Annotated in this window: 21 protein-coding genes and 1 pseudogene; 11 read left to right on the top strand and 11 right to left on the bottom strand. The window is 53.3% G+C overall.

The features are described 5' to 3' along the window. Nucleotides 1-26: 26 nt before the first annotated feature. Complete coding sequence (locus PLIM_RS16320) at nt 27-1,130, bottom strand: J domain-containing protein (RefSeq protein WP_013111421.1); 1,104 nt, start codon at nt 1,128-1,130, stop codon at nt 27-29. Nucleotides 1,131-1,274: 144 nt separating this feature from the next. Between PLIM_RS16320 and PLIM_RS25140 the strand changes: the two are divergent. After that, a pseudogene (locus tag PLIM_RS25140) lies at nt 1,275-1,565 on the top strand (REP-associated tyrosine transposase); the annotation flags it as partial. 112 nt (nt 1,566-1,677) lie between these two features. Here PLIM_RS25140 and PLIM_RS16315 read toward each other — a convergent pair. Together PLIM_RS16315 and PLIM_RS16310 are read right to left on the bottom strand one after the other, a co-directional pair. Further along, nucleotides 1,678-2,349, bottom strand: coding sequence for a hypothetical protein (locus PLIM_RS16315; protein WP_041401995.1), 672 nt, complete (start codon nt 2,347-2,349; stop codon nt 1,678-1,680). 190 nt (nt 2,350-2,539) lie between these two features. After that, complete coding sequence (locus tag PLIM_RS16310; RefSeq protein ID WP_013111419.1) at nt 2,540-3,295, bottom strand: MBL fold metallo-hydrolase; 756 nt, start codon at nt 3,293-3,295, stop codon at nt 2,540-2,542. Between the two features lie 105 nt (nt 3,296-3,400). On the opposite strand from PLIM_RS16310, the gene PLIM_RS24235 reads away from it, so the two are divergent. Next, on the top strand, nt 3,401-3,829 hold the full coding sequence (locus PLIM_RS24235; protein WP_148227152.1) for a hypothetical protein: 429 nt from the start codon (nt 3,401-3,403) through the stop codon (nt 3,827-3,829). Between the two features lie 175 nt (nt 3,830-4,004). Here PLIM_RS24235 and PLIM_RS16295 read toward each other — a convergent pair whose 3' ends face one another. The 5 genes from PLIM_RS16295 to PLIM_RS16275 all read right to left on the bottom strand — a co-directional run bounded on the left by PLIM_RS16295 (nt 4,005) and on the right by PLIM_RS16275 (nt 12,297). Beyond that, nucleotides 4,005-5,084 (bottom strand): alpha/beta hydrolase, encoded by a 1,080-nt coding sequence (locus tag PLIM_RS16295; protein ID WP_013111417.1) that lies wholly within the window; start codon nt 5,082-5,084, stop codon nt 4,005-4,007. 155 nt (nt 5,085-5,239) lie between these two features. Next, entirely contained in the window at nt 5,240-5,929 is a 690-nt protein-coding gene (locus tag PLIM_RS16290; protein ID WP_013111416.1) for a DUF4956 domain-containing protein, read from the bottom strand. Next, on the bottom strand, nt 5,914-6,756 hold the full coding sequence (locus tag PLIM_RS16285) for a polyphosphate polymerase domain-containing protein (protein ID WP_013111415.1): 843 nt from the start codon (nt 6,754-6,756) through the stop codon (nt 5,914-5,916). The genes PLIM_RS16290 and PLIM_RS16285 overlap by 16 nt, the downstream gene beginning before the upstream one ends. Nucleotides 6,757-7,015: 259 nt before the next feature. Further along, nucleotides 7,016-9,010: a CotH kinase family protein gene (locus tag PLIM_RS16280; protein ID WP_148227151.1), complete on the bottom strand. Its 1,995-nt coding sequence runs from the start codon at nt 9,008-9,010 to the stop codon at nt 7,016-7,018. 284 nt (nt 9,011-9,294) lie between these two features. Then, nucleotides 9,295-12,297, bottom strand: coding sequence for a family 16 glycoside hydrolase (locus tag PLIM_RS16275; protein WP_196349464.1), 3,003 nt, complete (start codon nt 12,295-12,297; stop codon nt 9,295-9,297). A 473-nt stretch (nt 12,298-12,770) separates the two neighbouring features. Between PLIM_RS16275 and PLIM_RS16270 the strand changes: the two genes are divergently transcribed. The 4 genes from PLIM_RS16270 (at nt 12,771) to PLIM_RS16255 (ending at nt 16,702) form a co-directional block, all read left to right on the top strand. Further along, on the top strand, nt 12,771-13,493 hold the full coding sequence (locus PLIM_RS16270; RefSeq protein WP_013111412.1) for an ABC transporter ATP-binding protein: 723 nt from the start codon (nt 12,771-12,773) through the stop codon (nt 13,491-13,493). Nucleotides 13,494-13,686: 193 nt separating this feature from the next. After that, nucleotides 13,687-14,955, top strand: a complete 1,269-nt coding sequence (locus PLIM_RS16265; protein ID WP_013111411.1) for an ABC transporter permease — start codon at nt 13,687-13,689, stop codon at nt 14,953-14,955. Between the two features lie 72 nt (nt 14,956-15,027). Then, the gene (locus PLIM_RS16260) at nt 15,028-16,392 is read left to right on the top strand and encodes an ABC transporter permease (protein ID WP_013111410.1); all 1,365 of its coding nucleotides are present in this window, start codon (nt 15,028-15,030) and stop codon (nt 16,390-16,392) included. 91 nt (nt 16,393-16,483) lie between these two features. Then, nucleotides 16,484-16,702: a SlyX family protein gene (locus PLIM_RS16255; RefSeq protein WP_013111409.1), complete on the top strand. Its 219-nt coding sequence runs from the start codon at nt 16,484-16,486 to the stop codon at nt 16,700-16,702. A 236-nt stretch (nt 16,703-16,938) separates the two neighbouring features. Here the strand turns inward: PLIM_RS16255 and PLIM_RS16250 are convergent, their stop codons facing one another. Further along, entirely contained in the window at nt 16,939-17,910 is a 972-nt protein-coding gene (locus PLIM_RS16250) for a DUF6263 family protein (protein ID WP_196349463.1), read from the bottom strand. A 364-nt stretch (nt 17,911-18,274) separates the two neighbouring features. Here PLIM_RS16250 and PLIM_RS23120 point away from each other — a divergent pair, with 364 nt between their 5' ends. The 4 genes from PLIM_RS23120 (at nt 18,275) to PLIM_RS16230 (ending at nt 23,111) form a co-directional block, all read left to right on the top strand. Beyond that, complete coding sequence (locus PLIM_RS23120) at nt 18,275-19,246, top strand: TM2 domain-containing protein (protein ID WP_013111407.1); 972 nt, start codon at nt 18,275-18,277, stop codon at nt 19,244-19,246. A 134-nt stretch (nt 19,247-19,380) separates the two neighbouring features. After that, entirely contained in the window at nt 19,381-19,572 is a 192-nt protein-coding gene (locus tag PLIM_RS16240) for a hypothetical protein (RefSeq protein WP_013111406.1), read from the top strand. A gap of 335 nt (nt 19,573-19,907) precedes the next feature. After that, nucleotides 19,908-21,623, top strand: a complete 1,716-nt coding sequence (locus tag PLIM_RS16235; protein WP_013111405.1) for an alkaline phosphatase — start codon at nt 19,908-19,910, stop codon at nt 21,621-21,623. A gap of 183 nt (nt 21,624-21,806) precedes the next feature. Next, nucleotides 21,807-23,111 (top strand): PP2C family protein-serine/threonine phosphatase, encoded by a 1,305-nt coding sequence (locus tag PLIM_RS16230; RefSeq protein ID WP_230849329.1) that lies wholly within the window; start codon nt 21,807-21,809, stop codon nt 23,109-23,111. Nucleotides 23,112-23,123: 12 nt separating this feature from the next. Here the strand turns inward: PLIM_RS16230 and PLIM_RS16225 are convergent, their stop codons facing one another. Both PLIM_RS16225 and PLIM_RS24785 read right to left on the bottom strand, forming a co-directional pair. Continuing rightward, nucleotides 23,124-23,552 (bottom strand): hypothetical protein, encoded by a 429-nt coding sequence (locus PLIM_RS16225; RefSeq protein ID WP_013111403.1) that lies wholly within the window; start codon nt 23,550-23,552, stop codon nt 23,124-23,126. A 23-nt stretch (nt 23,553-23,575) separates the two neighbouring features. Next, a complete protein-coding gene (locus tag PLIM_RS24785; RefSeq protein ID WP_230849328.1) occupies nt 23,576-24,106 on the bottom strand; it encodes a Rieske (2Fe-2S) protein in 531 nt (176 codons plus the stop codon). A 26-nt stretch (nt 24,107-24,132) separates the two neighbouring features. On the opposite strand from PLIM_RS24785, the gene PLIM_RS16215 reads away from it, so the two are divergent. Next, entirely contained in the window at nt 24,133-24,927 is a 795-nt protein-coding gene (locus PLIM_RS16215) for an HpcH/HpaI aldolase family protein (RefSeq protein WP_013111401.1), read from the top strand. Nucleotides 24,928-25,041: the final 114 nt, after the last annotated feature.

Genomic DNA, 25,041 nt, shown 5'->3' with positions numbered 1-25,041 from the left:
ACAATGCATCTGAGCCTATCAACGATCTATGACCCGCTGGCCATCTCGCTCTTCACTTCTTCAAGCTGCACAAGCGAAAGCCGGTCAATTCCGATGATTGCTGCACTGTAGATATGATCAAGATAGATGCTTCGTACTGATTTTTCTTCTAGAGAGGCATCACTGTTGTCGATCTCGTCTTTGAGAATGCGATATTCATTTGCAGCAGCCAGCTTCAGTGATTCCCGAACTTCTTTACGCCGCTCAACAACACTTTTTCTGCTGTTTTCCGCCTCCAACACCCTCGTTGCTGGCGATGCTTTCGCTAATTGCAAGATGAGTGACTTACGAATAGACAGTGAATACCGTTCTTGCCAGTTCTGTTTTATGGTTATGGCGTTCCGCTCCAATTGGTTGGCATCGCCTAGGTCTGCCTCTAGAAGCGATCTGCGAATATCATTTACAATAGAAGACAGTTCGATTTCATCTTGAATCATAAGTTCTCGCATGCGTGCAGTGGACAATTCCTCTTTTCGTAGTGCGGATTCAGACACCTTCTCGATGGCCAATGCGGCTTGTAATCTTGATTCAGTGATGATTCCTGCTTTGATTTCTCGATCAATTTCAAGCTGAAGCAACTTTCGGTACTCATGCAGAGATAGCCACACAACTATGGTAAATGCCAGAATTGATGCACTGGCAATTGCAAATCGACCGAACAGAGGAGTCAGCCAGCGACACCTAACTTTTGTGTATAACGCAGCTTTTCGAGACTCATTAAGCCATTCCTTTTGCCGTTGCTTTTCTCTCTCCGCCCAAGCAGCCGCCTTTTGCTTCTCCGCTTCCACCTCAGCAGCCTTCACCTCCCGTTGGGCATCTGCCCACACTGCAGCTTTTTGAGCTTCACGGCGACCAGATTGGTTGGCGGAGGACGACTCTGAGTTCCACTCCTCAGGACGCGTACGTTCAATTAACTCAATTGCTGCGTTCACTTCCTTCAACTCTGCTTCAGCCGCTTTCCGAGTCGATGAGTTTTCTGAGAAACGATCCGGATGCCAAACCTGAACAAGTAACCGATGACGCTTTTTAACCGAGTCGAGCTTGCAACCCTTCGTTACTCCTAGAATTTGGCATGCTTCATCGAGATTCATTATAGCACTTCCGACTTTTGATGATCACTTGTCTAAATGCTACTATAAAGAAGAATCTGCGAGTCGATCAATCCTCTAAGTTGTCACGGTCTTCGAAATGGCGTCTCTTGAGATCTGTTGTGCTTCTAATTAGCTCAACTCAAAAGTTTCAGCCGAAGGAAAATCAGCGAAGAATCGGCAACGTCAAGTAATCGGCTGCGGCGTGGAAGCAAGGGTATCTGGCAACGACGATTTTGGGAGCACCTAATCCGCGATGAACAGGATCTGGAAGCCCATTTTGACTATATCCACTACAATCCGGTGAAACATGGACTCGCCGCTAGGCCGTGGGACTGGGAGCATTCCACATTCCGTAAATTTGTTCGGTTAGGGCATTATTTCAAAGAATGGGGACGTACCGAACCAGTCCACGTCAATGGCATGCATCTGGAGTAGGGTGCATGGAGTCTTCGGAATACACCAGCATTTGCATTTCACCCTGAGCTGGTGCATTGGCATGCACCCTACTTTAAGAGACAATACTTCACCCGCAACGAGTTTGTCCAAACTACCGTGTATTCACCGTCACATCGACCGGAAACGCCGGGTGAGGTTCGAGTTGTTCGCGGGTGGCTGGAGATGACAGCCAATCGTTGAGTTTCTCAGCGATATGTTTTGGTGACTGGGCGAGTTCCACATCCGGCAGCGTAATGTGTATGCCGCCAATGATCTCGTATCCTGCGGTATCTTCTGGAACTCCACGCAGGACATGCATCTTGATGACAAGCGTGCTCTGCAGGAGATTCTTATCAACCTTGATCTCTCGGATGAGATCCCACGGAACCCAGATGACCTCGGCATCCCCATCGCGATCAAATAAATCGAAATTAGGTGAAGGCTGCGAACCGAGAGTGGATTGCAATTCTTCCAGGTAACTGCTCGAAAAAGTCCTCACGCGCAGACCTTCGCAGCAAACGAGAATCCTCGGTTCTCGCATGGCCCGTGCCAGCGTGAAATGATGTTTAGCCGCCAGGTGATACAGGCCCCAGGTGATCAGCCAGAAGAAAAGCGTGATCCCGGACAGGACGGCGACCCCAGGACCAAATGGCTTGTTCGAAGTCAGCAGAATCCATACGAGCAATCCACCACACAGCGCAAACAATCCGCCAGGGACAACCAGGACCATATAGCCTTGCATCTGGTGCATCCAGGCGCGACCACGAAATTCCGGGTATGGCATTTGATGAAAATCTCGACAAAGCGAATGGCCAGATGTCACCCACGGCAGGTGAAATGGCAAGTAGAATGCCGCAGCCGCCTCCATGAGTCAATGATCAGTAAGTCAATCACCAGTTGGGTGATCGATCGTATGATGACGCATGGTCCTGCCGGGAATGACTGATCGCGTCGCAAAGCGGCATGACATGGCTTTAATCGGGGAGCTCTGTCAGATCGTGATAGCCGACCATATCGATTTCGTCGGCATGATCGCGGGCCAGGCGGCGGAGCTGTTCAAGACTTGCCCGGCGTAGACGATCGTCATCGGCGCGTTGAGTGGCCATGGCATCCACGGGGTGATTCTCGACGGTGAGTTCGGCCTTAAGGTAGTAGGCATCGCCGACATGGAGCATCCAGCGGTTTCCCTGGGAAATAGCAACGCCGCAATGGCCACGGGTATGGCCAAAGAGTGGAATCAGCAGGACCTGCGCTTCAAAGCCCAGAGCGACTTCGCGGGCTTCGAGGCCGAACCACATTTGCGGGGATGAGCTGTAGGTCTCCCACTGAGGGCCATGGGCAAATTGAATGCGGAGATATCGCCAGTGGCCGGTTTCCAAGGCGGCCCGCTCTTCAGCTGCCAGATGGACTTTCGCTTCAGGGAAATCGGCCAGGCCCCCCGCATGATCGGGATCAGCATGAGTGAGCACAATATGTCGGACATCCTGCGGCTTAAGCCCGAGCGCTTCGATCCGGCGGATGGCGGTATCGTGCTCATGGAACTGAAAGCCTGCCAGATCAATGAGCGGCTGCCCCACACGTTCCAGCGGGTTCTGAACATCGAGGAGGCCGATACCACTATCGACAAGTGCCAGCCCTTTCGCGTCTTCCAGCAACAGGCAATGGCAGACGACCGTGGGATACCCCGGGACGAGAAGAGTGCCGCAGTTGATGTGATGGATACGGGTCATAGTTACTTTGACAATGATCGGCAAAAGTTAGCTAGACGTTTTCCAGGGTTTTGAGCATCCTGATACAGTGTGTTTTATCAACATCACTGTCAACGGAGTCAGCGAGTGTTTCCACCAACCATTGAACAGCCACCGATTCCACGCATTGAAATCGCTGTTTCGCACGTAGAGGAAACCAGGACAGTGCTTCCTGTGAGAGAATCTTCTTCCGTGCGACGATTTGTTGAAGGAAGACGACAAATTCTGGAAAGCTCTCCCTTGGGCCAAGCTTACGAGGAGGCAAAGATGTCGGAAAGATTTCGAATAAGGATGGAGAAACGGTTACAGGTATTGGCAGAAAATCGCATGGAGGAGATGCCGAACTCCAATCAACTCGAAGGCGAGGAGGAGACCGGAACTACTTGGCTTTGCAATGTTACTAAACGCAATTTCGAAGGAGTTGATGATTCAACAATCGAATACCCAAAGAATTGGGAAGAGCTGACAAATCGCCGCAAAAAAGGTAGTGCACCAAAAGAAAACAACGCCAAGTAGGGTGCATGAAGTCTTCGGAATGCACCAGCACAGACGTCCTATGTGCATGTCGTTCCCGATTGGTGCATTGACATGCACCCTACAAAATGCAGCGTATTAAAGTCCACGCCCTTCGGAAGACCTCAGGGCGTGTCACTCGATTGAAAAACGGGTGCTGTTATATAGAGATAATGGATCATTTAGCGGCTTTGAGTTCGGTGATCAGCGAATCGGTGATCGAGGTGAAGGAAGGGTCGGGTTCGCCGGGGGATGTGACGACGCACTTCACACCCAGTGGATCGAGTTTTTCCTTAAGGAGTTTACCCAACAGAATCGAGTGAGTCGGATCCTTTTGCGTATCTCCCTTCTGGGCGGGCTCTTTCTGGCCATAGAACAGGACGATCGTGGGATCGTCTTTCGAGGAATGGGAGGCGGGTGAATACTCCTTCAGCCAGGGTAGCACCTTTTCGCGACCTGCGAGGAACTTCTTGAACTCGGCTGGCCGGGCCTGACCCGCTTCACGGAACCCATACGCATGGCCGCCATATTCCATGTTGGGAATCCAGGCACTGGTTTCCGCAGGATCGAGCGAAGTCTGTGCCCCGCTCACAACAGCACACCACAGGCGGGTCGATTCGCGTTCGATGGGATCATTGCTATCAGGGACCACCATATCGTCATGCATCGCCAGCCAGAGCGACGAGCAGGCACCGGCAGAACCACCACAGGCTCCAATCCTCGCCTTATCGAGATTCCACTCGCTGGCTTTGGACCGCACAAATTGAAGGGCTCGTGCGGCATCCGAAAGTGGCCATTTTACAGGTGGTTCGATGCCGGCTTCATACGCCTGAGGAACCAGCCTGTAATTGATCGTCACCACGGAGATCCCGCTGTCGAGCAGTTTGGGAAGGTCGAGAGTGCGGACTGCCGACGATTTATCGCCATTGTTCCAGCCACCGCCATGAATGAAGAATACGACAGGAGTGGGAGTGGTCGACTTGGCCTGCCAGAAATCGAGGACTTGTCGAGGATGAGTGCCGTAAGGCAGGTCTTTGGCGGTCGGCGCGATTTTATAGGGGACAATGGGATTGTTCGCCGCCTGTGCCGCACGCTTGGCCTGAGCAGTCTTCGCTGCTGGTTTCGCTGTGGCTGGTTGCTCAGGTTTTCCAGCGGCTGTTGGCTCCTGGGCGAGAGCCAGAGGCCCGGCTGCCAGAGCAAGGGAGAGCAGGGCGGCCAACGTCGCGCGACGCTGAAGTGCTGCTGGTGAAAAGTTCATCGCAAGGTTCCTGCCAGTGGGTTCTCAAAGAGGATCATCACTGCTGCGCAGACTAACCCTCAGACAGGATAGGGTTCAAGCAGGAAATTGCTTTTCAGGTTTTCCCTTTAACCCGATGGCCATGAACAGCAGCAGTGAATGAGGAAGCCAACTCTTCAACGATCCTCGTCGATGGATGCCGTCAGTTCGACACTCTGGATCCCTTCGATACGGCTCAACTGCGTATGCAACTCGCGCGGCGAGATCGCGCGGTTCAATTGCAGCGAGTAGGTCGTTTCCATCGCACTCCCCTGACGAACGGTACTGAGACTTTCGAGGTCATAGCTCCGGGCAACCTGCTGAAGCAGGGCATGCACCTGTGATTCCACTTCTTGTGCCAGCCCCATCCGCAGGATTAACCGGTAACGGATCAGTGAAGTCGAAGGGTTATAGGGACGGTCTCGATAAATGGCCGCGACCAGACCAACGAGGATGGTCCCTCCGATCGCCAGCCAGCCGCGTTCCGCACCGGCACACATACCAATCACGACGGCGAAGATGACGAACGCTGTATCTTTTGTATCGCGGACGACAGTGCGAAAGCGAACGATCGACAGCGCTCCCACGAGACTGAAGGCCCGTGCGACGTTATCGCCGATGACTTGAGTGACCAGCGTAATCAGAATCGTCATCAAGACCAAAGTCGCGTGGAATGAGGCACTCCCGGGGTGAAGGGGACGTGTCCAGCGGTGGATCTGGCCAATCGTCATCCCTAAGAGAACCGATAGCACCATCGAGGCTACGATAGTCTTCCAGTCCTGAGGAGGTGCCGACGGTAGCGAAAAAGCGGTCAACCAGTCGGGCATGCAGAATCCCCCATGGATTGATCCATCAAAGTGGAAATCGCCCGGCGATACTTAGAATACGAGCCGGGAACTTGAGGAATTAATTCCACGAGCGATCTGAAGAAGAGTGGGAAGTCGCCCTGATACTTTAATTCCAGTATGGCGTTCTCCGCATTCAGAATCCGACAGTTTCCAGCTTCGACAGGAGCCTTCCAGCCATCATGCGGCTGTGAAAATGCCTCGCGATCAAGCGTGAGTCGATAGACCCCGTGCGATGTCCGGCATAGATAAGCCTGTCGCCGATAAGTGATCTGGCAGGCGGGTTGTAACTGGTAGCGATCAATCCGACTCGAAAACCAATCATACTCCTGAGATGAATTGGCCATGATCAACGGCAGCTGATCCTGATGAATCACGGTACGACGCTTGCGGACTTTTTCTTTCCGCTTCCACTTCATTTCCAACCAGAGTTCAGGAGAGCTCCCATATCCTCGAATACGGAATTTGCGGCTGCGACCAACCCCTCGGCGGTGATAAATGTCAGCCCCCGGCGTATCGAGATATAAAGTACGCACCCAGTAGCCATCTCCTAATGCAGGATCAGCATGCTGGTCGGGCTGCATATAAACTTGTGCCCATCCAGAAACAAGATCAGCGACCGATCTTGAAATGAGATACTTCGTTTCTGAGACGGGAGAGGTTAACAGCTTTTGAGTCAATTCACGAAACGAAAACGGGAGCTTCGGCTGCCGATCAGACGATGGCAGCGATCTCTCTCCAATTGACGATACAGGGAACGAGACTGCATCGCAGTCCGTATCATGACCTGAGTTTGTCGCAAGATACATAAGGCATCCTTTGCTATCAATCGGTTGAAATACGGATTTCAACTATAAACTGCGCTCCTTGGTATGGGGTGGCTGGGGTTGAGCGTCTTCGCGAACCCCCAGTTCATGCCGAAAATCGCTGGGGGTTCGAAGACTCAACCCCAGCCACCCGCCGAATAGTTGTTTATTGAAATCCGTGCAAGGTGCGACATAAGCAAACGGTTCAAGAAGTGATCGCGGAAACCAATCACACTCCATACCCAAAGATTGCCACGAGCTTTTAACGGGCTGACGACAAGGGAGCCGGTTGTCGGTTGGAGGATCGCTGATTCTTGATCGCCGATGTTCGTCCATCGGTGTTCTGCTTGCCAAGGGCGGCTCGGACTTCCGCGTGTTTCATCAGAAACTCCCGTCGTTTCTGAATCTGATCCCACAGCGTCGAGCGAGCATTTTCTGAGGAGTTCTGAATCTCAATAAACTTCGACTCGCGCACAAAGTCGGCTGTGGTGAAGAGCTTCTTCTGATCCTGAGCCACCAGTGGTGAAATCAGTTCAAACTCCTGCTGCATCCGAGGTTTGAGGAATTCGGCTGCCAGGTACTGATCGGCAATCTGTCCGACATACTTCAGATAGCGAGCCTTGAGTTCTGGAACAGCAAGGAGTTTACTGCGCAGTGGCTTTGTCGAATCGTTGAGCCCAACCAGAGGATCGAGTGTCGGCCCACCATGACCTGGCCCACCGCCACCGGGACCACCGCCACCAGGCCCACCACCACCGGGGCCTCGTCTTGGGCCACCCCGCGGATTTTGCCCGCCACCCGGCCCTTGAGGAGGGCCATTGGGATTACCGGCAACTCGTCCCTGAGGAGGAGTGCTATTCCCATTGGGAGGTGGCCCGAATCCATTGGGTGCACCACCCGGCGGTCCGAATGGGGGTTGGCCTTCGGGTGGTGGACCAAATGGAGGAAAACCAAATGATGGGGGCCCAAATCCACCCGGCGGTCCGCCACCTGGTGGGCCGCCAGGGCCACCCGATTGAAAGATCTCATTGAAGTCGTGCGGAACCAGTGTAAATTTCCCTTCGGGTGTGCAGTAGAGACTGTAATCACTCGCGCGAGTCCAGTAGCCATCACTATTGCAGAGCGCGACATCCAGCGCCAGAAACGTCAGGGTCTCATCAATATCGAGGACTGGCTCCAGCTTTTCGACCAGTTGCTCCGCAGGTGTCTCATTCAGAATGCGGCATAAAGAAATCAATCGCTCCCAGGCCTCAGGAGTATCTTTACTTTTGATCTCGTAAATTCGCTTGTAGGCGTTGGTATCATCCCCTAAATACTCCAGCCCACCGCGACCCATAGGACTTCCTGGAACCTTCCACCGATAGCCATTGCTGTTCTCAAAGTGTCTTTTGATAAAATCTTTGTTGAATTGTTCGACGTTTGCAAAGACACCCCAGTCTTCGTGATTTACAACGACACGAACAAAGTTCACGCGAGGGACGGGGATCATTTCCGTGGCGATCTGAGAGTAGACAAAACCTCTTAAAAATGAAGTGTCGCCATTGCAGTTAAGTAAATTCAGCGTTTTGTAGCCGCCGAGCTTTTGCTGGTCGTTAAAGGCATCGATGGAAACATTGAATGACCGCTTAAAGCCGGCTGGCACCATACCGTAGGATGACATGCCGCGGAAGCTGACGCCGACGTCGGGGTAGTCTTTACCATCAACCTGCATCATGGCGGGAACTTCGACATCCGTGTTGTGAAAGTCCGAGAGTTCTGTTTCCCAGTCTTTGCCTTCAAAGTTCAGAAATATTGTCCGGACGATCGACGGATCGTACAGATCAGTATCACCGGCTGACGTCACATTCTCGGGCAGGATTTTCTTCCCTGCTTGTGGCGTACGATTGGCTCCCATGCCAGGCATACCGCCGCGAGGCCCTCTGGGACCGCCGAAGCCAGCACTTCCCTGAGCGGATTCTTTTCGAGCCAGTTGTCGCTCTGCGAGATTCAGCTTGCCGTCTTTGTCAGCATCGAATTTCGAGAGCAGCTTGCGTTCCTGTCCACCTCCGGGCGGGCCGCCGAAGCCGGGTGGTCCGCCAAAGCCAGGGAATCCGCCCGGAGGGCCGAAGGGTGGAAAGCCGCCCCCTGGGCCATTTTCTCGGGGGCCATTTTGGGGTGGGCCATTTTCCGGAGCGCGATCACCCGTCTGTGGCCAGACCGATTCAATCGCGATGGCAATCACCAATAATAGAACGCTCCCGACAACCATCGTCCGCATCTCACACCCCGCTATTCATCTTCCCCGAGGATTGGCTCTCGATTCATGCTGAAACCGGCGACTGATCAAGACCTGAGCATTGTTTCTGTGGATGCTCAAGCTCGGCAGGTAACAGGTCTCTTGGGAAGGTGTATCAGAAGAACCTGAATGGAAGATGAAGCGATCGCCGTTACGGATGTTTTGAGTGTGAGGAGAGCGTCGCCAGAGTTTCCCGTGTCAGCGCAGTGGGATCGGGCGAAAAGTCGCAAATGCACCTCAGTCAGTGCTGGACTTCAAGAACGGATCTAGTTTTGAGGCTTGGCAGCTGGAGAGTTGCTCGGTTCATAAACCAGAATCTTGCGATAGCGGAAGGCGCCACCCACTCCGTCGATTGCCAGATAACCACGAGGTTCGCTTTTGGAAACAGGCACATCGGTTTCGAGCACGACTTCATCGTTGATCTGGACAGTCGTCTTAGGGCCGACGACTGTCAAACGGAAGCGGTTCCAAGCATTCTTTTTGGCGACCTTCTTTTTGGGTGCATCCGATCCAAAGAGGGCACCCGTTGAATATTGATCCATTCCCTGCTGATCCATGTCGCCAGCAAGATGGATTTTATAGCCAAATTCAAAGGGGTTTCCTTCACCGGCATAATGAAAGTAAAGCCCACCCTGTGCACCGGGTTGATCGGCTTTCCATTCAAACTCGCATACGAAGTTTTCGTAATCACTTTCGGAAACGAGATAAGCCCCGTCGATCCGCCGGGCATCAGCACTCCATTCACCGTCAGGGCCGCGAGCCCAGTCACGCTTGCCGACAATCTTCCAGCGAGTGCGATCATAGAGCTGGGCTTTTTCCTTTTCGGCTGCCTGTGCGGCGGGTCTTTCCGGCCCGGCGGCAATCGTCTTGCCAAAATGCTCGATCGCACTGCTTAACCGATTTTCGGCCAGAGCCAGGCGGCCTTCTTCAAGTTCGCGAGTGCTGAACGCTTCGAGAAAATCCTGTCCGCCGGGGCCCGCACGGCCCAGCCACAATTCGATGACTCGTGCTGGAAGAACAGGATCTGCCTTTACGAAAGCGAGCGTCTTCAGCGCGGATGCCTGATTCGTCCCACCCGGCAGAGATTCGGCCAGTGCCAGCAGATCGCCCGTCGACATTTCCCACAAAGGTTTTTCAATGGTCTTCAGTCGCGACTTCAAACTCAGAACACCCTCTTTGAGACCAATCAACTCCAGCTTGGCAGAACCGACGCGTACTGTGGTGCCGGGCTCCAGCTGGCGAACACCATCGTTCACCATGACCTGAAACTCATTGAGTGTTTTCAGCCAGGCCAGGTCGAGTTCTGTCAGTGGATTCAATGCGGTCGCAAACGAAGTTTCTCGCCGCTGCTGGAGGATTTGTGCCGCCTGTTCATAATTTCGAGCTTCCAGAGCCTTGCGAAACTCAGCCAGAGATTTCTCATAGGTCGAATAGGCCGTTTGAACTTCCACTGGTTGCACAGGCTGGTTCGCGACGGTCGCTGCGGGATCGGCGTTCGTCTTCACGGAGGGATCCATCTCCTCACGAACGGGAGTTGATGGATTCGTCGTGGCTGGTGATGAACGGTCTTCTGCATTCATGACTTTCGAGGCTGACTGATCAGCGACTAATGTCGGCGGTGTGGTCTCGGTGGAGGGGATTGGCTTCAGACTGCGCCCCTGGAATTTCCAACCCCATTGCGGGCCATCAGAGAGACGAAGCAGCATGAGATCGCCCGGCTGTTGTTGTAGTGTGGCTTCGCTGGCTGCGGATGTGACGGCAGCGACAGCCCACTGCTCATCATCGGTAATAAACAGCGATCGTTCGTTGGCGAGTGGAGGAGGAAATCCAGCGGGAAATTCTCCAATGGGCGATGGATTTCCATAGAGTGCCGAGGCGACCGGCCCAAGAGATTGTTCACGAATCCACCTCTGCAGAACATGACCATCGAGACTGAATTGACGATCCGTCGAAGCGGTAAACCAGGGCCGGTCTCCGGGTAAAATGATCGCTTTGCCCTGGGCTTTGGACAAACTCCCCAGACTCGGCCCTTCGGCGACAAAAACCTGCTGTTGACCTGCGGCGTTACGTTCGATCCAAGCTAACTGGAAGTTTGCCGAAGCTTTGAATTGCGGTGTCTGTGAAATGGCCTCTGGGAACATCAGTTGAGCCCCGATCCATTCGAACCCCGGTTGATCGATGCTCCTAAGAGCTGTCCGTTTGACAAAGGGATCATCGACGGAATTGCGTTCCAGCAGCCAGATCCGCGTGCGGGCGGGGTGCACATAGATCAAACTCAACCCATCCGGTGAGAGGACGGGCGTGGCCACGAATTCGCCCGACCGTGTAATTTCAATTAACTCGGCAGGCGAGAAGGCATGGTATCTTGTGGGACGTGTCGCCAGGTAAACGCCTCGGCCTTCCGCTCGATCACCGGCAAAGACCAGCGTGAGTCCATCAGCAGAAAGCCAGGGGTCGTACTCTTTCCCGGCAGTGTTGAGTTCATCGAGTGGAAGGAACTCGCCTCTTGCCAGGTCAAAGAGTGGCCCCGAAAGCGAAGAGGCTCCACGCACCGGCTTCTCGGGTCGTTCGAAACTGACTTTGCGATCCTGCCGGATCTCCACTTTTTTCGATAGATCAACCATTCCCGGCTGAGCCAAAGTCACTTCATGAGGACCAGGAGGGACACGGACTTCACAAGGGATCGACAACAGGATCCCGGTCTCGTCTCGCACGGGCTCACCGTCAATCAGCACATACCAATCGGCCTGAGACGATTGGCTCACGCTGGCATCGTCAGGTTTCTCTTCGTTGGCAGCACCAAAAGCGTTGTCTTTACCTGTGGTGACCTGTGACGAGCCCGCTGGCAAATTCTCGGCCATCAGGGGATCGTTCGCGTCTGCTGGATCAATTGGGGACGTCACATCGCGATCTGCCATCGAGTCGTCGTCGTCATCGCCCTCCATGGGATCGCGAGTGGCGTCTTTCCAGACGATCTGCAATCGACGCCCATACCGCCCGGACAAGTCGATGGCCTGAGGATTTTCGAGCCAGTTGGCAACTGCCTGAGGCTGTGCGGCTGTGGTGGCATTCGCAGTGGGTTCAGTGGAAGCAGAGCTTGCATTCGATGTCACCTGCTCGGGAGTCTGGCTGCTGGATGGGCTTTGCCCACATCCCGAAATGATCGAGAGTGTCAAAGAGCACAGGATCATCCAGTGAATGCCCATGCCGGGCTTGTGGCGGACAGGGCCTGGATGGTGCGAACCGCGAGGTCTGATCCAGAAACTCATGAAACACCTTTTGCGGTACAAATCGAGAAAGGTTGATATGACATTTGACCCAAAGCGGAGGCAGGCCGGAACTTGATTGTCCGAATAGACCTGACTCTGCCCACCTGTCTCAACCACTGATTTCACATGGAAGATCATTTCGAGGGAAAAGTTCCCAGAATTACTCGCGCTGGGCGTATGGTCATCAATTTCTTAACAAAATCTCAAAAACCAACACAAATGTCCATCGATTCACAGATACTCAGACGTCTTCATGATGACTTTCCATGGCACCGCAGAACTTCTCCCATTGATTTGGTATCAATTTTCAGAGAATTCTCGTAACCCATGATGTTCGATCGGTACTCTGTCCTTAAGCAAACTTAGTTATGGCATTGCTTGCCATTGAGAGCTTTCTGACAGAGAACGCCGCGAATCAAACCGTCCTAAAATCACCCGGATATTAAAACAGATTCTGCTGCAGGAACATACGCGTGGTGGCTTCCCGGACAGATTGTGTCATCGTTGATCATGTCGCCAAATCGTTTCGTCGCGGAAGTGAAGAAGTTCATGTGCTGGATGAACTCTCTTTGCGCGTCCCGGAAGGCGAGTTTCTGGCCTTAATGGGCCCCTCAGGCTCAGGCAAAACCACACTTCTCAACTTGATTGCCGGTCTGGATCGACCGACATCGGGCGAAGTGACAGTGCGTGGTGAGCCGATCTCCCGCCTCTCCGAAGGCAAACTCGCCCTGTGGCGCACACGGAACATCGGCTTCGTGTTCCAGTTCTATCACCTGCTCCCTGTCCTCTCCGCATATCGCAATGTGGAGTTGCCACTTTTACTGCTCCCGATGACAGCCGCCCAGCGCCGGCAGCAGGTCGAAATGGCGCTGAACATTGTGAATCTCTCGGATCGTATGCATCATCGCCCCGGTCAACTTTCCGGCGGTCAACAGCAGCGCGTGGGAATTGCCCGGGCGCTCGTTACCGATCCCGCCCTGATTGTGGCGGACGAACCGACGGGCGATCTCGACAGTAAAGCGGCCGACGAAATTCTTGCCTTACTCGTCGCTTTAAAAAGCTCGCTGAACAAAACCATTGTCATGGTGACCCACGACCCGAAAGCCGCTGCCCGGGCCGATCGCACTTTACATCTCGAGAAGGGGAAACTCGTCGATGAAGTTTATGGAGCCCACACCTTTTCCGGTGTTCATTAAGCCCTGTGGATTATTTCAGACTTCAGACTTCAGACTTCAGACTTCAGGCATCAGGCATCAGGCATCAGAATAAGATATTTTGGCAACTGCTCGGTAGATAACTAGAAAAACAACGATCGTGTTTTCATCGCCGGGGTTTGAAACTTGCTCCCGATGATGCGGATGAAAATGACCGGATCAAGCGAATAACAATATGGGTTTAACATTACGGCTGGCATGGCTGGTGCTGGACAATACGTTCCGGAATCCCTTGCGCACTTTATTAACCGCACTGGGGACCGTCGCCCTCGTACTGGTCGTCACGCTCGTCTACACCGTCCTCGATAACCTTGATCGAATCACGACGGAAAAAAGTGCGAATCTCAAGCTGATTGCGACCGAGAAGTGGCAGATTCCCAGCCAGTTGCCATACCGATATGTCGCTGGTCTGGCCCAGGGTGCTGCCAAAAATGAGACAGATACTCGACCGACCGATTATATGTCCTGGGCCTTTTTTCTCGGTTCACTCGAAGCGGATCAATCGAGTCGCGATTTCAACTCTTTCATCTTTGCCTTCGTGATGGAACCTGAAAAAGTTCTCACCATGATGGATGAACTCGATGAGCTTTCGCCCGATTCCAGTGACTATAAAAATCTCGCGGCGGCCGTCGAGAAACTCAAGCAGAATAAGCAGGGGATCATTCTCGGCCAGAGCCGGATGAAGAAGCTGAATAAAAAGGTCGGCGACCGCTTTAAACTCTATAGCCGTAATTATAAAGATATTTCTCTCGAATTTGAAATCGTAGGAACTTTCCCTCAAGGCCGATATGATGAATCGACCACTTTTCGTCGTGACTACCTGAATTCGGCACTCGATCAGTATCAGCGTGATAAAGGTAAGCCTCATCCTCTGGCAGACAAATCGTTGAACCTTGTCTGGCTGCGTGTCCCGACTCGCGATGCCTTCAATGAGGTCGCTAATCAAATTGCCGAGGCTCCTGAATTTTCTGCACCAGCAGTCAAAGTCGAGACCGCCTCTTCCGGCATCGGCAACTTTCTCGAAGGTTATCGCGATCTGTTATGGGGGGCCCGCTATCTCCTGGCACCGGCATGTATGGCCACTTTGGCGTTAGTCATCGCGAACTCGATCAGCATCAGCGTGCGCGAGCGGCAACAGGAGTTCGCTGTCATGAAAGTGCTCGGTTTTCAACCTTATCAGATTCTCCTGCTGGTGCTGGGTGAGGCTTTATTAGTAGGTGTCGTGGCCGGCTTCTTCAGTGCCACCGCAACCTACGCCTTTGTGAATTACGGGCTGGGTGGTTTGCCCTTCAAAATTGGATTTCTACCCACTTTTGATGTCCCTGTCAGTGCCATATTTGTTGGTACATTAATGGGTGCTGGCACCGCCCTCCTGGGGAGTCTGATTCCTGCCTGGTCAGCCTGCAGTGTCAAAGTTTCGGAAATCTTCAGTCGCGTCACTTAATAAATTCTATTAATTGACATAGTGGCTATTGAAGAGACTGTTCAATAAAGAAGTGATTGCCTGCGGATCATCATGATTAATACTGGACTGACATTCGCAATCGTCGATTCCTGGAGGCTGCCAGCCTGGCTGGCCTTTACTGTCTGGGGTATGGGTTCATTCCTGGCAATTCTGCTGGTGATCAATCGCGTCCCGGTCATGTACAACGTGTTGAATATGGTCGTGCGCTGGAGGAATACGCTCCTCTCGGCCATGGCCTTTACTATGGTCATTGGCCTGTTGACAGTCATGCAGGCTTTTGTGAATGGCATGTACCGCCTGACGGAAACCAGTGGTCAGCCCGGCAACGTGCTGATTCTGGCTGAAGGTGCCTTGGATGAAGCCTTCAGCAGTCTCGCCATGGCCGATTCCAACGATATTGCCAATCAACCGGGGATCTTGAAGGATGGCGAACAGCCTCTGGTCAGTTGCGAAACGTATCTCCTCGCCGCCCAGAGTGTTCCGCAACCTGAAGGGAAAACGAAACGCCGCTTTCTACAGATCCGTGGCCTCGTCGATCCTGTCATGGCTGGTCGAGTGCATGGCATGACTCTCGATTCTGGTGAATGGTTTTCGGAAGCCGGGATTCGCCCTGACCCGGATGATGTGAATGCGGCTCCACTCGTCGAGGTGGTGATGGGAGCTGGCATGGCCACGGAAATGGGGCGAGATCGAGGCACGATTGACGGCCGTTCCCGCAAAGAATTCGTTGTCGGCGACCGTTTTGAACTGAATAACCGCGTGTGGTATGTCACCGGGATTCTTAAGCGGACTGGTTCATCATTCGATTCAGAGATCTGGAGTAAACAGAGTGTCGTCGGCCCGATGTTCGGTAAAGAACGCTACACGACCATGGTCGCGCGGACGGCTGACAACGCCAGTGCTCAAAAACTCAAGGAATTCTTTAATACCGAATATACCAAAGCACAATTAAGTGCCGAAGTTGAATCGGAGTATTACAAGAAGCTGTCGCAGACAAATGAGCAGTTTCTATATGCCATTATTATTGTGGCATGCATCATGGCGATTGGTGGCAGCTTTGGCGTGATGAACACCATGTATGCGGCTGTCTCTCAGCGAATCAAAGATATCGGTGTCCTGCAACTTATGGGCTTCAAGCGCAGGCACATCCTTGTCTCGTTTGTGCTGGAATCGCTGCTCCTGGCACTGTTCGGAGGGCTGCTGGGTTGTTTGATTGGCTTGTTCGCCGATGGCTGGACAGCCAACAGTGTCGTCTCAGGGAGCGGTGGCGGTGGAAAATCGGTCGTTCTGGAACTGACTGTCGATGGTGCTACGCTGATTTCAGGACTGATGCTGGCCATGGTGATGGGCCTCATTGGCGGGTTTCTTCCTGCGATTTCAGCACTGAGGCTTCGGGCACTCGATGCTCTCCGCTAAAGTTTACTGTAGAGTTCATTTCTCAAAGCGGCATGCATGAGGCTGCCTGACTGAGAAACTCTTGAGCCTGCCCTCGACGCGAGATCACTTTATGGCCGATGGACCATCCCCCGAAGATCGACTCATGGCTGTCGAAATGGCACTGGCCCATCTGCAGCATGATGTCGAACAGATGCATGAGGTCCTCATTGCCATGCAACGCGAACTGAAAGCGGCCCATCGGCAGGTTACTCTGCTCGAAGGCAAAGTCCGTGCTCTGGAATTCCCCGATGCAGACGCGCCCATCGACGAAAAGCCGCCTCACTATTAAACACATCTAATACGGATTCCAAGAAACGACTGCGCGGAGGGTGGCTGGGGTTGAGTCTTCGAACCCCCAGTGATTTTCGGCAAGAACTGGGGGGTTCGCGAAGACGTGTGGCCCCAGCCACCCCATACCAAGGAGCGTGATTAAATCCTGAAATCTATATACATAGATGCAGAAATACTATACATGGCACATCGAATGATTTGTCGCTGTCAGATCGAAACGAGCCAGTCCTAAAACTACTCTTTGGCGGCCGGGAGCAGCTTGGTTTTCACTTCACTCTCGATCGTAATGTCATTCGTCTGACCACCGGCGGCGACAGTCACTTCCAGGACTTGTTTGATCTGATTCGATTCAACCCGCCCCGCCACTTTGTCGAACAGCACCACTCCCGAAAGCTTCTTCGAGTTCAATGTCACTGCCAAAGGTGACTTTTCTGCCGGTGTCATCTCGATATCACCACCGACGGCAATTCGCTCCAAAGTCTCGTTCTCAGGCCCTTCGTAAGTGAATGTGAGATGACTGACAATCTCGCCAATCGGAAGTTTTACATTTGTTTTTCGGTTCCATGTGGCCCCCTTGTTAATGGGCCCCTGGGGAAGTGAAACACTCGTATCTTCAAACATCCGGCGTAGACTCGCTTCCGACAGGCTGTCTCCCATCAACCCCTGCGGTTGAGCCTTGGCGATTTGAGCTAACTCTGGCGGGATGACAAAATCACTGAATTCTCCCCGAGGTGAGACCGTGAACTGGAACTTGGCGCCATCCAGTAATCCCAGTGTCTTATGTAAGGCAGTCAGCAGTGGATCAGAAAACTCTTTCTGGTTCGAATCGTAAGCGACCGATTTTCCATTCGGAAGGTCGATATCCAAGGTGATCTGGTCAATCACCTGACTCAGCTTGCCAGCTCCGCTTTCTGTAACTGCCTCTACTTTTGTCGTGATCAGCATTTCCTGTTGAAGCGTCGTCTTCACCGGCTTTTCGGCTACCACTCCACCAGTGATTGTGCTCGTCGTCACCTTCTGCTGATACACATCACCCGCTTTGAACTTCAGGATCAATTCTGTTTGAGCCACAGCCGCATTGCTGGTCATGAAACTGAGACAGCACGCCAGTAAAGAAGTCAGGCACCCTATCACAAGTCGGGAGTGACTCAGATCTGTTGAGGTGCAGGCCATACCGAAGCAGAGAGTTCTCAAGAGCTGGAGCATGATCATGGTCTTTCTGGTGGGTCAAGGCCTGAGACCGAAGTGGCCCATCCACATCAGTTGAATTCTGATGGTACAGGAATTGTCTGCGTCTCGTGACGGGACGATTCTCGAAAAAGCTAATACACGCAGGGGAAACCGACAATCGGGAAATGGGAAATTGAAGCTTGATGGATGAACCTCAACAGCGGTGATCATTCAGGGAATTGAACTTGAACGAAAGCGAGGCTGGCCAGCCAGTCGAGCCAAGTTTCAGACTCTGCTGGTCAGATCGTCAGTGGATGTTTAAACTGCGATTGGCACGAGCCCGGGCTTCTCCTGTGTTCAAACTGTGCTCATGTTCCGCTGTTCTGCTGGCAGGGAAGAGATGACCGAATCGAAAACGAATGCCGCCTCTCCAGAAATGGCCATGGAGCCGCATCGCGCGCTCTGGTTAGAGGCCAACCCGTGGATTGCCGGCGTGCTGGCCTTTCTCATCCCCGGCGCTGGTCATTTTTATCAGGGGCGGTGGTTCAAGGGGACGATTTACTTTTTCTGTATTCTGGGCACATTTCTGGGTGGTATGAAACTTGGCGATGGCATGGTCGTGTACCATAAAGCCGACACCCGCCTGCCCACAGTCTGGTATGCCACGCAACTGTTGACAGGTGCTGTGGCTCTTCCCGCTTACTTTCAGGGGCTGCGTGCCGCACAGCCCGCCAATCGACCACTCGAACTTTCATCGATTTCCGGCACACTCACACTTCCTTTCGAAGGTGAGTTGAAAGCTATTGGCCCAGGCAGAGAAGGTGTGGGTGGCCCTGCCAAAGGAACTTTAACCATTACGTCCGAGCGAACGGCCTTCAGCTATGAACTGGGCGGCCGCTTTGTAGGAACGGTGGGAGATCGTCAGGTCGATCTGCCTCTGGGTGGCAGCCGGTTTCTATTGGCTCCCCAGATTGGAGGAGGTTCTGGCAGAACGCTTGAAGTCAGCATTGGTCGCAATCCGAACGATCATCCCGACCTGCAGAGGCTACTGATTGGCAGCACTCCCAGATCATTCATGGATTCGTTTGAAGCACCACCTGATCAGCCAAGTCTGAACGATGTCTATCGGCGTCTAGGCGCGAAATATGATATGGCAGTTGTTTTCACATTGATCGCCGGTTTACTCAATCTTTTCGCGATCTGGGATTGTGTCGAAGGGCCGGCTTATGGCTTTGGTGATGAACAGCCACGACCTGCTCCATCGGCAGAGAGTTCTTCAGCGACAATTGCGACGGAAGCGACCAGTGGAAACTCAGCCACGAGTTCTGAAAGTCGAACTGCCAAACCACCTCAAGCCGTTCTCAAAACCTGACTGGCCTGTCGCCAGTTCTCAGGACGACCAAGCGAGATGCCGTCTCGACATGAAGCTCTGGGATGTTTCGGTTGTTCGTCGGGTAGGAAATCTTTGACTGTTTTGTCATGCTGACGGTTGAACGAGGTAGACTCATGCTGCTCGCCGAAATTGTTCCCACCTGGTATCTCCTCCCACTGGCGATGGTCATCAGCCTCGTTTATAGCGCGAGCCGTTATGAGCTCCCTGATGTCATTCTCCGTCGGGCTTTTCGTTTGTGCGTCACCATTCTGACCGCCATGCTCCTGGCCTTTGCCGTCCTGTGGATCCTGTCATACAAGCTGTAGTTTTCGGGCCGAATGACGAAACGCTGACTCTGCGAAATTTTGATGTAGCCGGGTCTGTTCCAGCCCTTTCACTTGCGGCCTGCCAGACTCCTTGTCACTCTCAGTAGCACCTAAAGATTTGTCGCAAACGATCAAATCCATCAATGGTTTGCCCAGAGATAAAAGCCAGTATGTTTGATCCTGCCGGTTGCCGCTTGGCGGCAGGTAACGGGGAGTGGCGACGAAGGCCAGTTGCGACCATTCGCACTGTGATTTTTTGGAAGCACAGAGATTCTCTCGAAGCACAGAGATTCTCTCGAAGCACAGCAATTTCTGGAAGAAGTTGGAATAGCCTCATGACCAGACCGAATTCGATCCATAATCTTTCCAAGCTGTGCCTGTTGATGCTGCTGATGACGGGAACCATTCTTTGGGCAGCCGGTGAAGAACCAGCCCGAAATGATCATATTCGCGAACTGCAGACCATGGCGATTGGCCGCAATCAGGCCGATTTTGGTCATTGGGGCTACAAGCCTGAAGAATACACACAGTGGGGCAGTCACTCGAATCGGTTGATCCCGATCTACACGTTCGGCACGCGTCCACTTCAAACTCAGGCTGGGCAGAAGCCGGCCCCGACAGAACTCGCCGCCTACATGGGAGAAAACAGCCCTTATCGATCCGCCGACGCTCTGCGGAAGATCTATGGTTTTCTTCCTGAAGCGACAGTGAATCCCCAGGCCAGCTATTGCGATCAGACCAATCTGTACGACCTCCAGAAGGCCGCCGCACAAGCCGGGAAAAAGTATATCTTTCTCGTGGTCTTCGATGGCATGGATTGGCAATCGACGTGGAATGCGTCCATCGATCGCAATCAAAAGGTGGCCTACAAAGAGGGCCGCGGAACAGGCTTTCATTTCCAGGATTACACAGCCGGCGGAACAACCGGATTCGGCTACATGGTCACCAGCCCTCATAACGAGGGGACTCAGGTCGATGTCGATCTGCAAACGGTCAAAAACCCCGGCGGAAAAATGCTGGGAGGCTACGACGTCACCCGTGGCGGCGAATTTCCCTGGTCGATTGCTGCAGACCCGAAGTATCCCATTGCCAGTGCTTCTGATAAACGAGTCAAGCACGCTTACACTGATTCTTCCAGCTCAGCATCGAGCATGACTGCCGGTAAAAAAACCTATAATAACGCCGTCAACGTCTATCCTGATGGCAGCCAGTTTGAAACGATCGTCCATCAGCAACAGAGGCTCGGCTGGAGTGTCGGTGTCGTCACCAGCGTTCCCGTCCCACATGCCACACCCGCCTGTGCTTACGCACATAATGTTGACCGCGACGACTATCAGGATCTCACGCGTGATCTGGTCGGTTTACCTTCGATTGCACATCCTCAGGCACCATTACCTGGGATGGATGTCGTTATTGGCGGTGGAGCCGGGACAGATGCCAAACAAGCCTCTGCCCAGGGGAAAAATTTTGTTCCGGGAAACCTCTATCTGACTGATGCCGACAAACAAACCATCGATGTCACTCATGGTGGAAAGTACCGAGTGGCCGAACGTCTGCCAGGCATCGATGGCGCCAGTCACCTGATGGAAATGGCTCGACTGGCGGCAGAAAAGAACGAACGCCTGTTCGGTATCTATGGTGTCGGTGCTTACAAAGGGCATCTCCCCTTTGCCACAGCCAATGGAGATTTCAAACCGGCCCCGGGACGTTCCGGCTCGGCCGAAAAGTACACACGGGCCGATCTCTCCGAGAACCCCACGCTCGCACAGATGACGGAAGCCGCTCTCGTGGTGCTCGAAGCAAAGAAGAAACCTTTCTGGTTAATGGTCGAAGCGGGAGATGTCGATTGGGCCAATCACGACAACAATCTCGACAACTCGATTGGAGCCATCGAAAGTGGCGATAACGCAGTTCGCGTCATTACCGACTGGGTGGAAAAACACAGTAACTGGGAAGAGTCGCTGGTCATCGTCACAGCCGACCATGGGCATTACTTCCATCTGCTTCAGCCGGAGGCGCTGATTGCACCCAATAAAGTCGCCAAGCCTTGATTTTCAAGGCCATCTGTCGATACCCGACCATCACCGGCTCAACTGCCCTTTCAGACATTTCTGGCGTCAATCCCATGACGTTCGCTGCAAAATTGCGCATGCTATCTAATCGGCAGGATGAACTGTGATGGATCACTGCTGGACACTCAGCGATGAATGGCCAGCTTGCGGGAAAGGTGTGTTGTGGCGACTCCTTTGAATCAGATTTTTCCTGGTGCTCCTCAGGAGTGGCAGGAACGTTTGCGCACGATCGTCGACATGATGCGCGAGATGAGTCTGCAACACGATCCTCAGGCCATGGTTCGCGCCTACGGTCGCCGGATGGTTGAACTCATGCCCAGCATGCGGCGTATTTCTCTTTCGAGACGAGATCTGCCGCCAGGCCAGGTACGTGTCACTCGCTTCAGTGGCTGGCAGCATGAAGTCAATCCGTGGAAGGAGCCCGAAAAGCTGCCACATTTGAAAGGCGGTCTCCTCGCAGAACTCATCTGGGCCGATGAGCCACAAATTCTCAATGATTGTCATATCTCGCAAGATGACCCCTCTTATGAATTCCTGAGTGGCCAGCGCAGCATCATGGCGATTCCCCTGTTCGATAAAGGAACGGCTCAGAATATGGTGGTGCTCTCGAATGGCGAGCCCCATGGCTTCTCGCCCGATGAACTTCCCGAACGTGTCTGGATGGCCAATCTCTTCGGGCAGGCGACACAAAATCTGGTCTTGGCCGAGCAACTTGAGGCGGCCTATCAGCAGGTCGAACGCGAACTTCAGGTGGTCGCCGACATTCAAAGATCCATGCTCCCCAAGGAACTTCCACGCAGGGCTGGCCTCGAAGTCTCGGCTCACTACCAGACATCCCGCCAGGCCGGTGGCGACTATTACGATTTCTTCAATTATCCCGATGACTCAATGGGCATCCTTGTGGCCGATGTCAGTGGTCACGGCACACCTTCGGCTGTGATGATGGCTTTAACTCATTGCATTGCCCACATGCTTGCCGGCCCACCGACAGAGCCCAGTGAACTCCTGGCTCATCTCAATGACCACCTGACGAGCCGGTACACACTCGAATCCAATCACTTTATCACAGCTTTTTTCGGCATCTATCATCCGCGCACCAGGTGCATTGAGTATTCATCGGCAGGGCACAATCCGCCCCGGCTCTGGCGCGCGCGAACTGGCGAAATCATCTCTCTCGAAAATGCCACCTCGCTACCCTTGGGAATTGCTCCCGATTTAACATGGCCGAACGCCAGTTTAGAACTGCAGGAAGGAGATCGACTCGTCATCTATACCGACGGTATTGTCGAAGCCGCTGATCCGCAATTTGAACTCTTTGGCATGGAGCGACTGGACGACCTCATTCGTCAGGTGCAGGGGACACCCGAAGAACTTCGCAATGCCATCCTGACTGCGGTCGATGTGTTCACGCATCACGCTCCGGCTTCTGATGACCGCACGCTACTCGTTATTGATCAATTGACGTAGCCTCGATTGGAATCAACGACCCAACCCACTGGCAATAAGTATGGCTATGATCAACCCTAAAGGGAATATCAGCAGCAACAGAAGTATCGTTTGCGCGAATGGATAGTCGTACCAGCGCAGAGCGGATTCTGAAACAGGAAGCTGCTGTAAATAGTTCTGAAGCTCACTAAAGCCGCGTGCTCGAGCAGGCATATGGATTCGGCCTTGTTGCGTGACAATGACCAGAAACGGTTCCTTGTACCATGTTTGACCCCAATACCCCGCATCCCAGTATGTTCCACGGATATCCTGCACCGGGAGACTGCAGGTGGGTTGGCGTCTCCACATGAGATATGTTCTTAAATAGCAGCATTCGTGGCATGTCATCTGCCCGCTGATCTCATCGATCACAATCTGGCACCAGAATCGACTTCCTGATTCTCCAAATTCTGCTGAAATCAAAAGTGATCCTTTACGGTATTGGTTCACTCATCGTGAGGGGTGGTCGCCGTCTGGGGAATGGCGATTTCAATATTTCCTTCGTGTATCCGCACGGGAAAGCATTCAAGCCGGGTTTTGGACTTGGGATTATCGAGCCAGCAGCCATCGCTCAGGCGGAACTTCCAGGCATGCCAGGGGCAAACCACGCCGCCATCGACATCCACATAGCCGTCCGCAATCGGTGCTCCCATGTGGGGGCAAAAGTCACTGGTGGCGAAGTATTCGCCAGCCCGGCAAAAAATCGCAATCTGTCGGCCAGCCACCACAAACGAACGCCCCTGGCCTTCCGGAATCGTTCCCACTTTGGCAACGGCCACAAAGCCACCCATCGCTTCCGAATCAGTGGAAGATGGTGGAGTCTCTTCAAAAGGCAAACCACTGGCTTCCGTCATTTCCCATCCATCATGCTGGAGAATCGCGTTTCTCTTCTCGATGATAGCTCGCCCAGCGGCTTTGATCATCCCTGTCGGCAATGTATCCTGCAGGCTTACGAATCTCACTGTGACGATCATCATTGATCCCCTGTAACGAAGGTAACCCGATGTGGAAGAACCCTGTCAAACGTGCTTTGGCCAATGGCGAGCCACAAATTGGCACATGGCTTTCTTTAGGGAACGTCTTCGCCGCTCGTTTAATGGCCCGCAGTGGCTTTCACTGGTTGACGGTCGATCTGGAACATTCGCCCATCGGGTGGGATAGTGCCGGGCTTTTGTTTGGGGCGATTGCCGATGCCGGTGGCGTTTGCCTGGCCCGAGTTCCCCGTGGCGATCACGATTACATCAAACGGGTGCTCGATGCGGGGGCACATGGCATTGTCGTCCCCATGATCAACACTGTGGAAGAAGCCAAAATTGCGATTGCTGCCGCCAAGTATCCGCCTGCCGGAAATCGTTCGGTGGGTGGTTCGATGCATGCGCTGAACTTCGGCACCAGTGCTGGCGATTACTACCAGCATGCCAATGATGAGATTCTCGTCGTCCTGCAGACAGAATCCCCCGAAGGAGTGGCTAATGCTGACGCGATCTATTCGCTGCCGGGAGTTGATGCGATTTTCGTCGGCCCCAATGATCTCGCAGCGCAGATGCGTGCTCCCGATGGTACCGAAGCGACTCAAGAAGAGTTTGAGGTCATGCTCGGCCGGATACTGGCGGCTGGTCAAAAACATGGCGTGCCTGTGGGCATTCACACTCAATCAGTCGAGCAGGCTCAGAAGCGGATTGATGCCGGCTGGCAATTCATTGCTGTGGGCAGCGAGCTGAAATTCATGGTAACTGGCGCGCAGGAAGTCGTCGCCAACCTCGGCCTCCAAGCCGCCGGCGACCTCGCCCGGTATTAATACTTTTATGACGGCCAGTGTGGTTGTTTGTCTGCAGACACGGAAAAAGGAGATCACGTTCCTAAGCAGATCGTCCGCTAAGTTTCATGCCCTAAAACCGCACGGTGCGAAACA

The organism is Planctopirus limnophila DSM 3776, assembly GCF_000092105.1.
In the GTDB taxonomy this organism is placed as follows: domain Bacteria; phylum Planctomycetota; class Planctomycetia; order Planctomycetales; family Planctomycetaceae; genus Planctopirus; species Planctopirus limnophila.
Note: the sequence above shows the minus strand (reverse complement) of the source record. Positions and strands in the feature narration are given on the sequence as shown.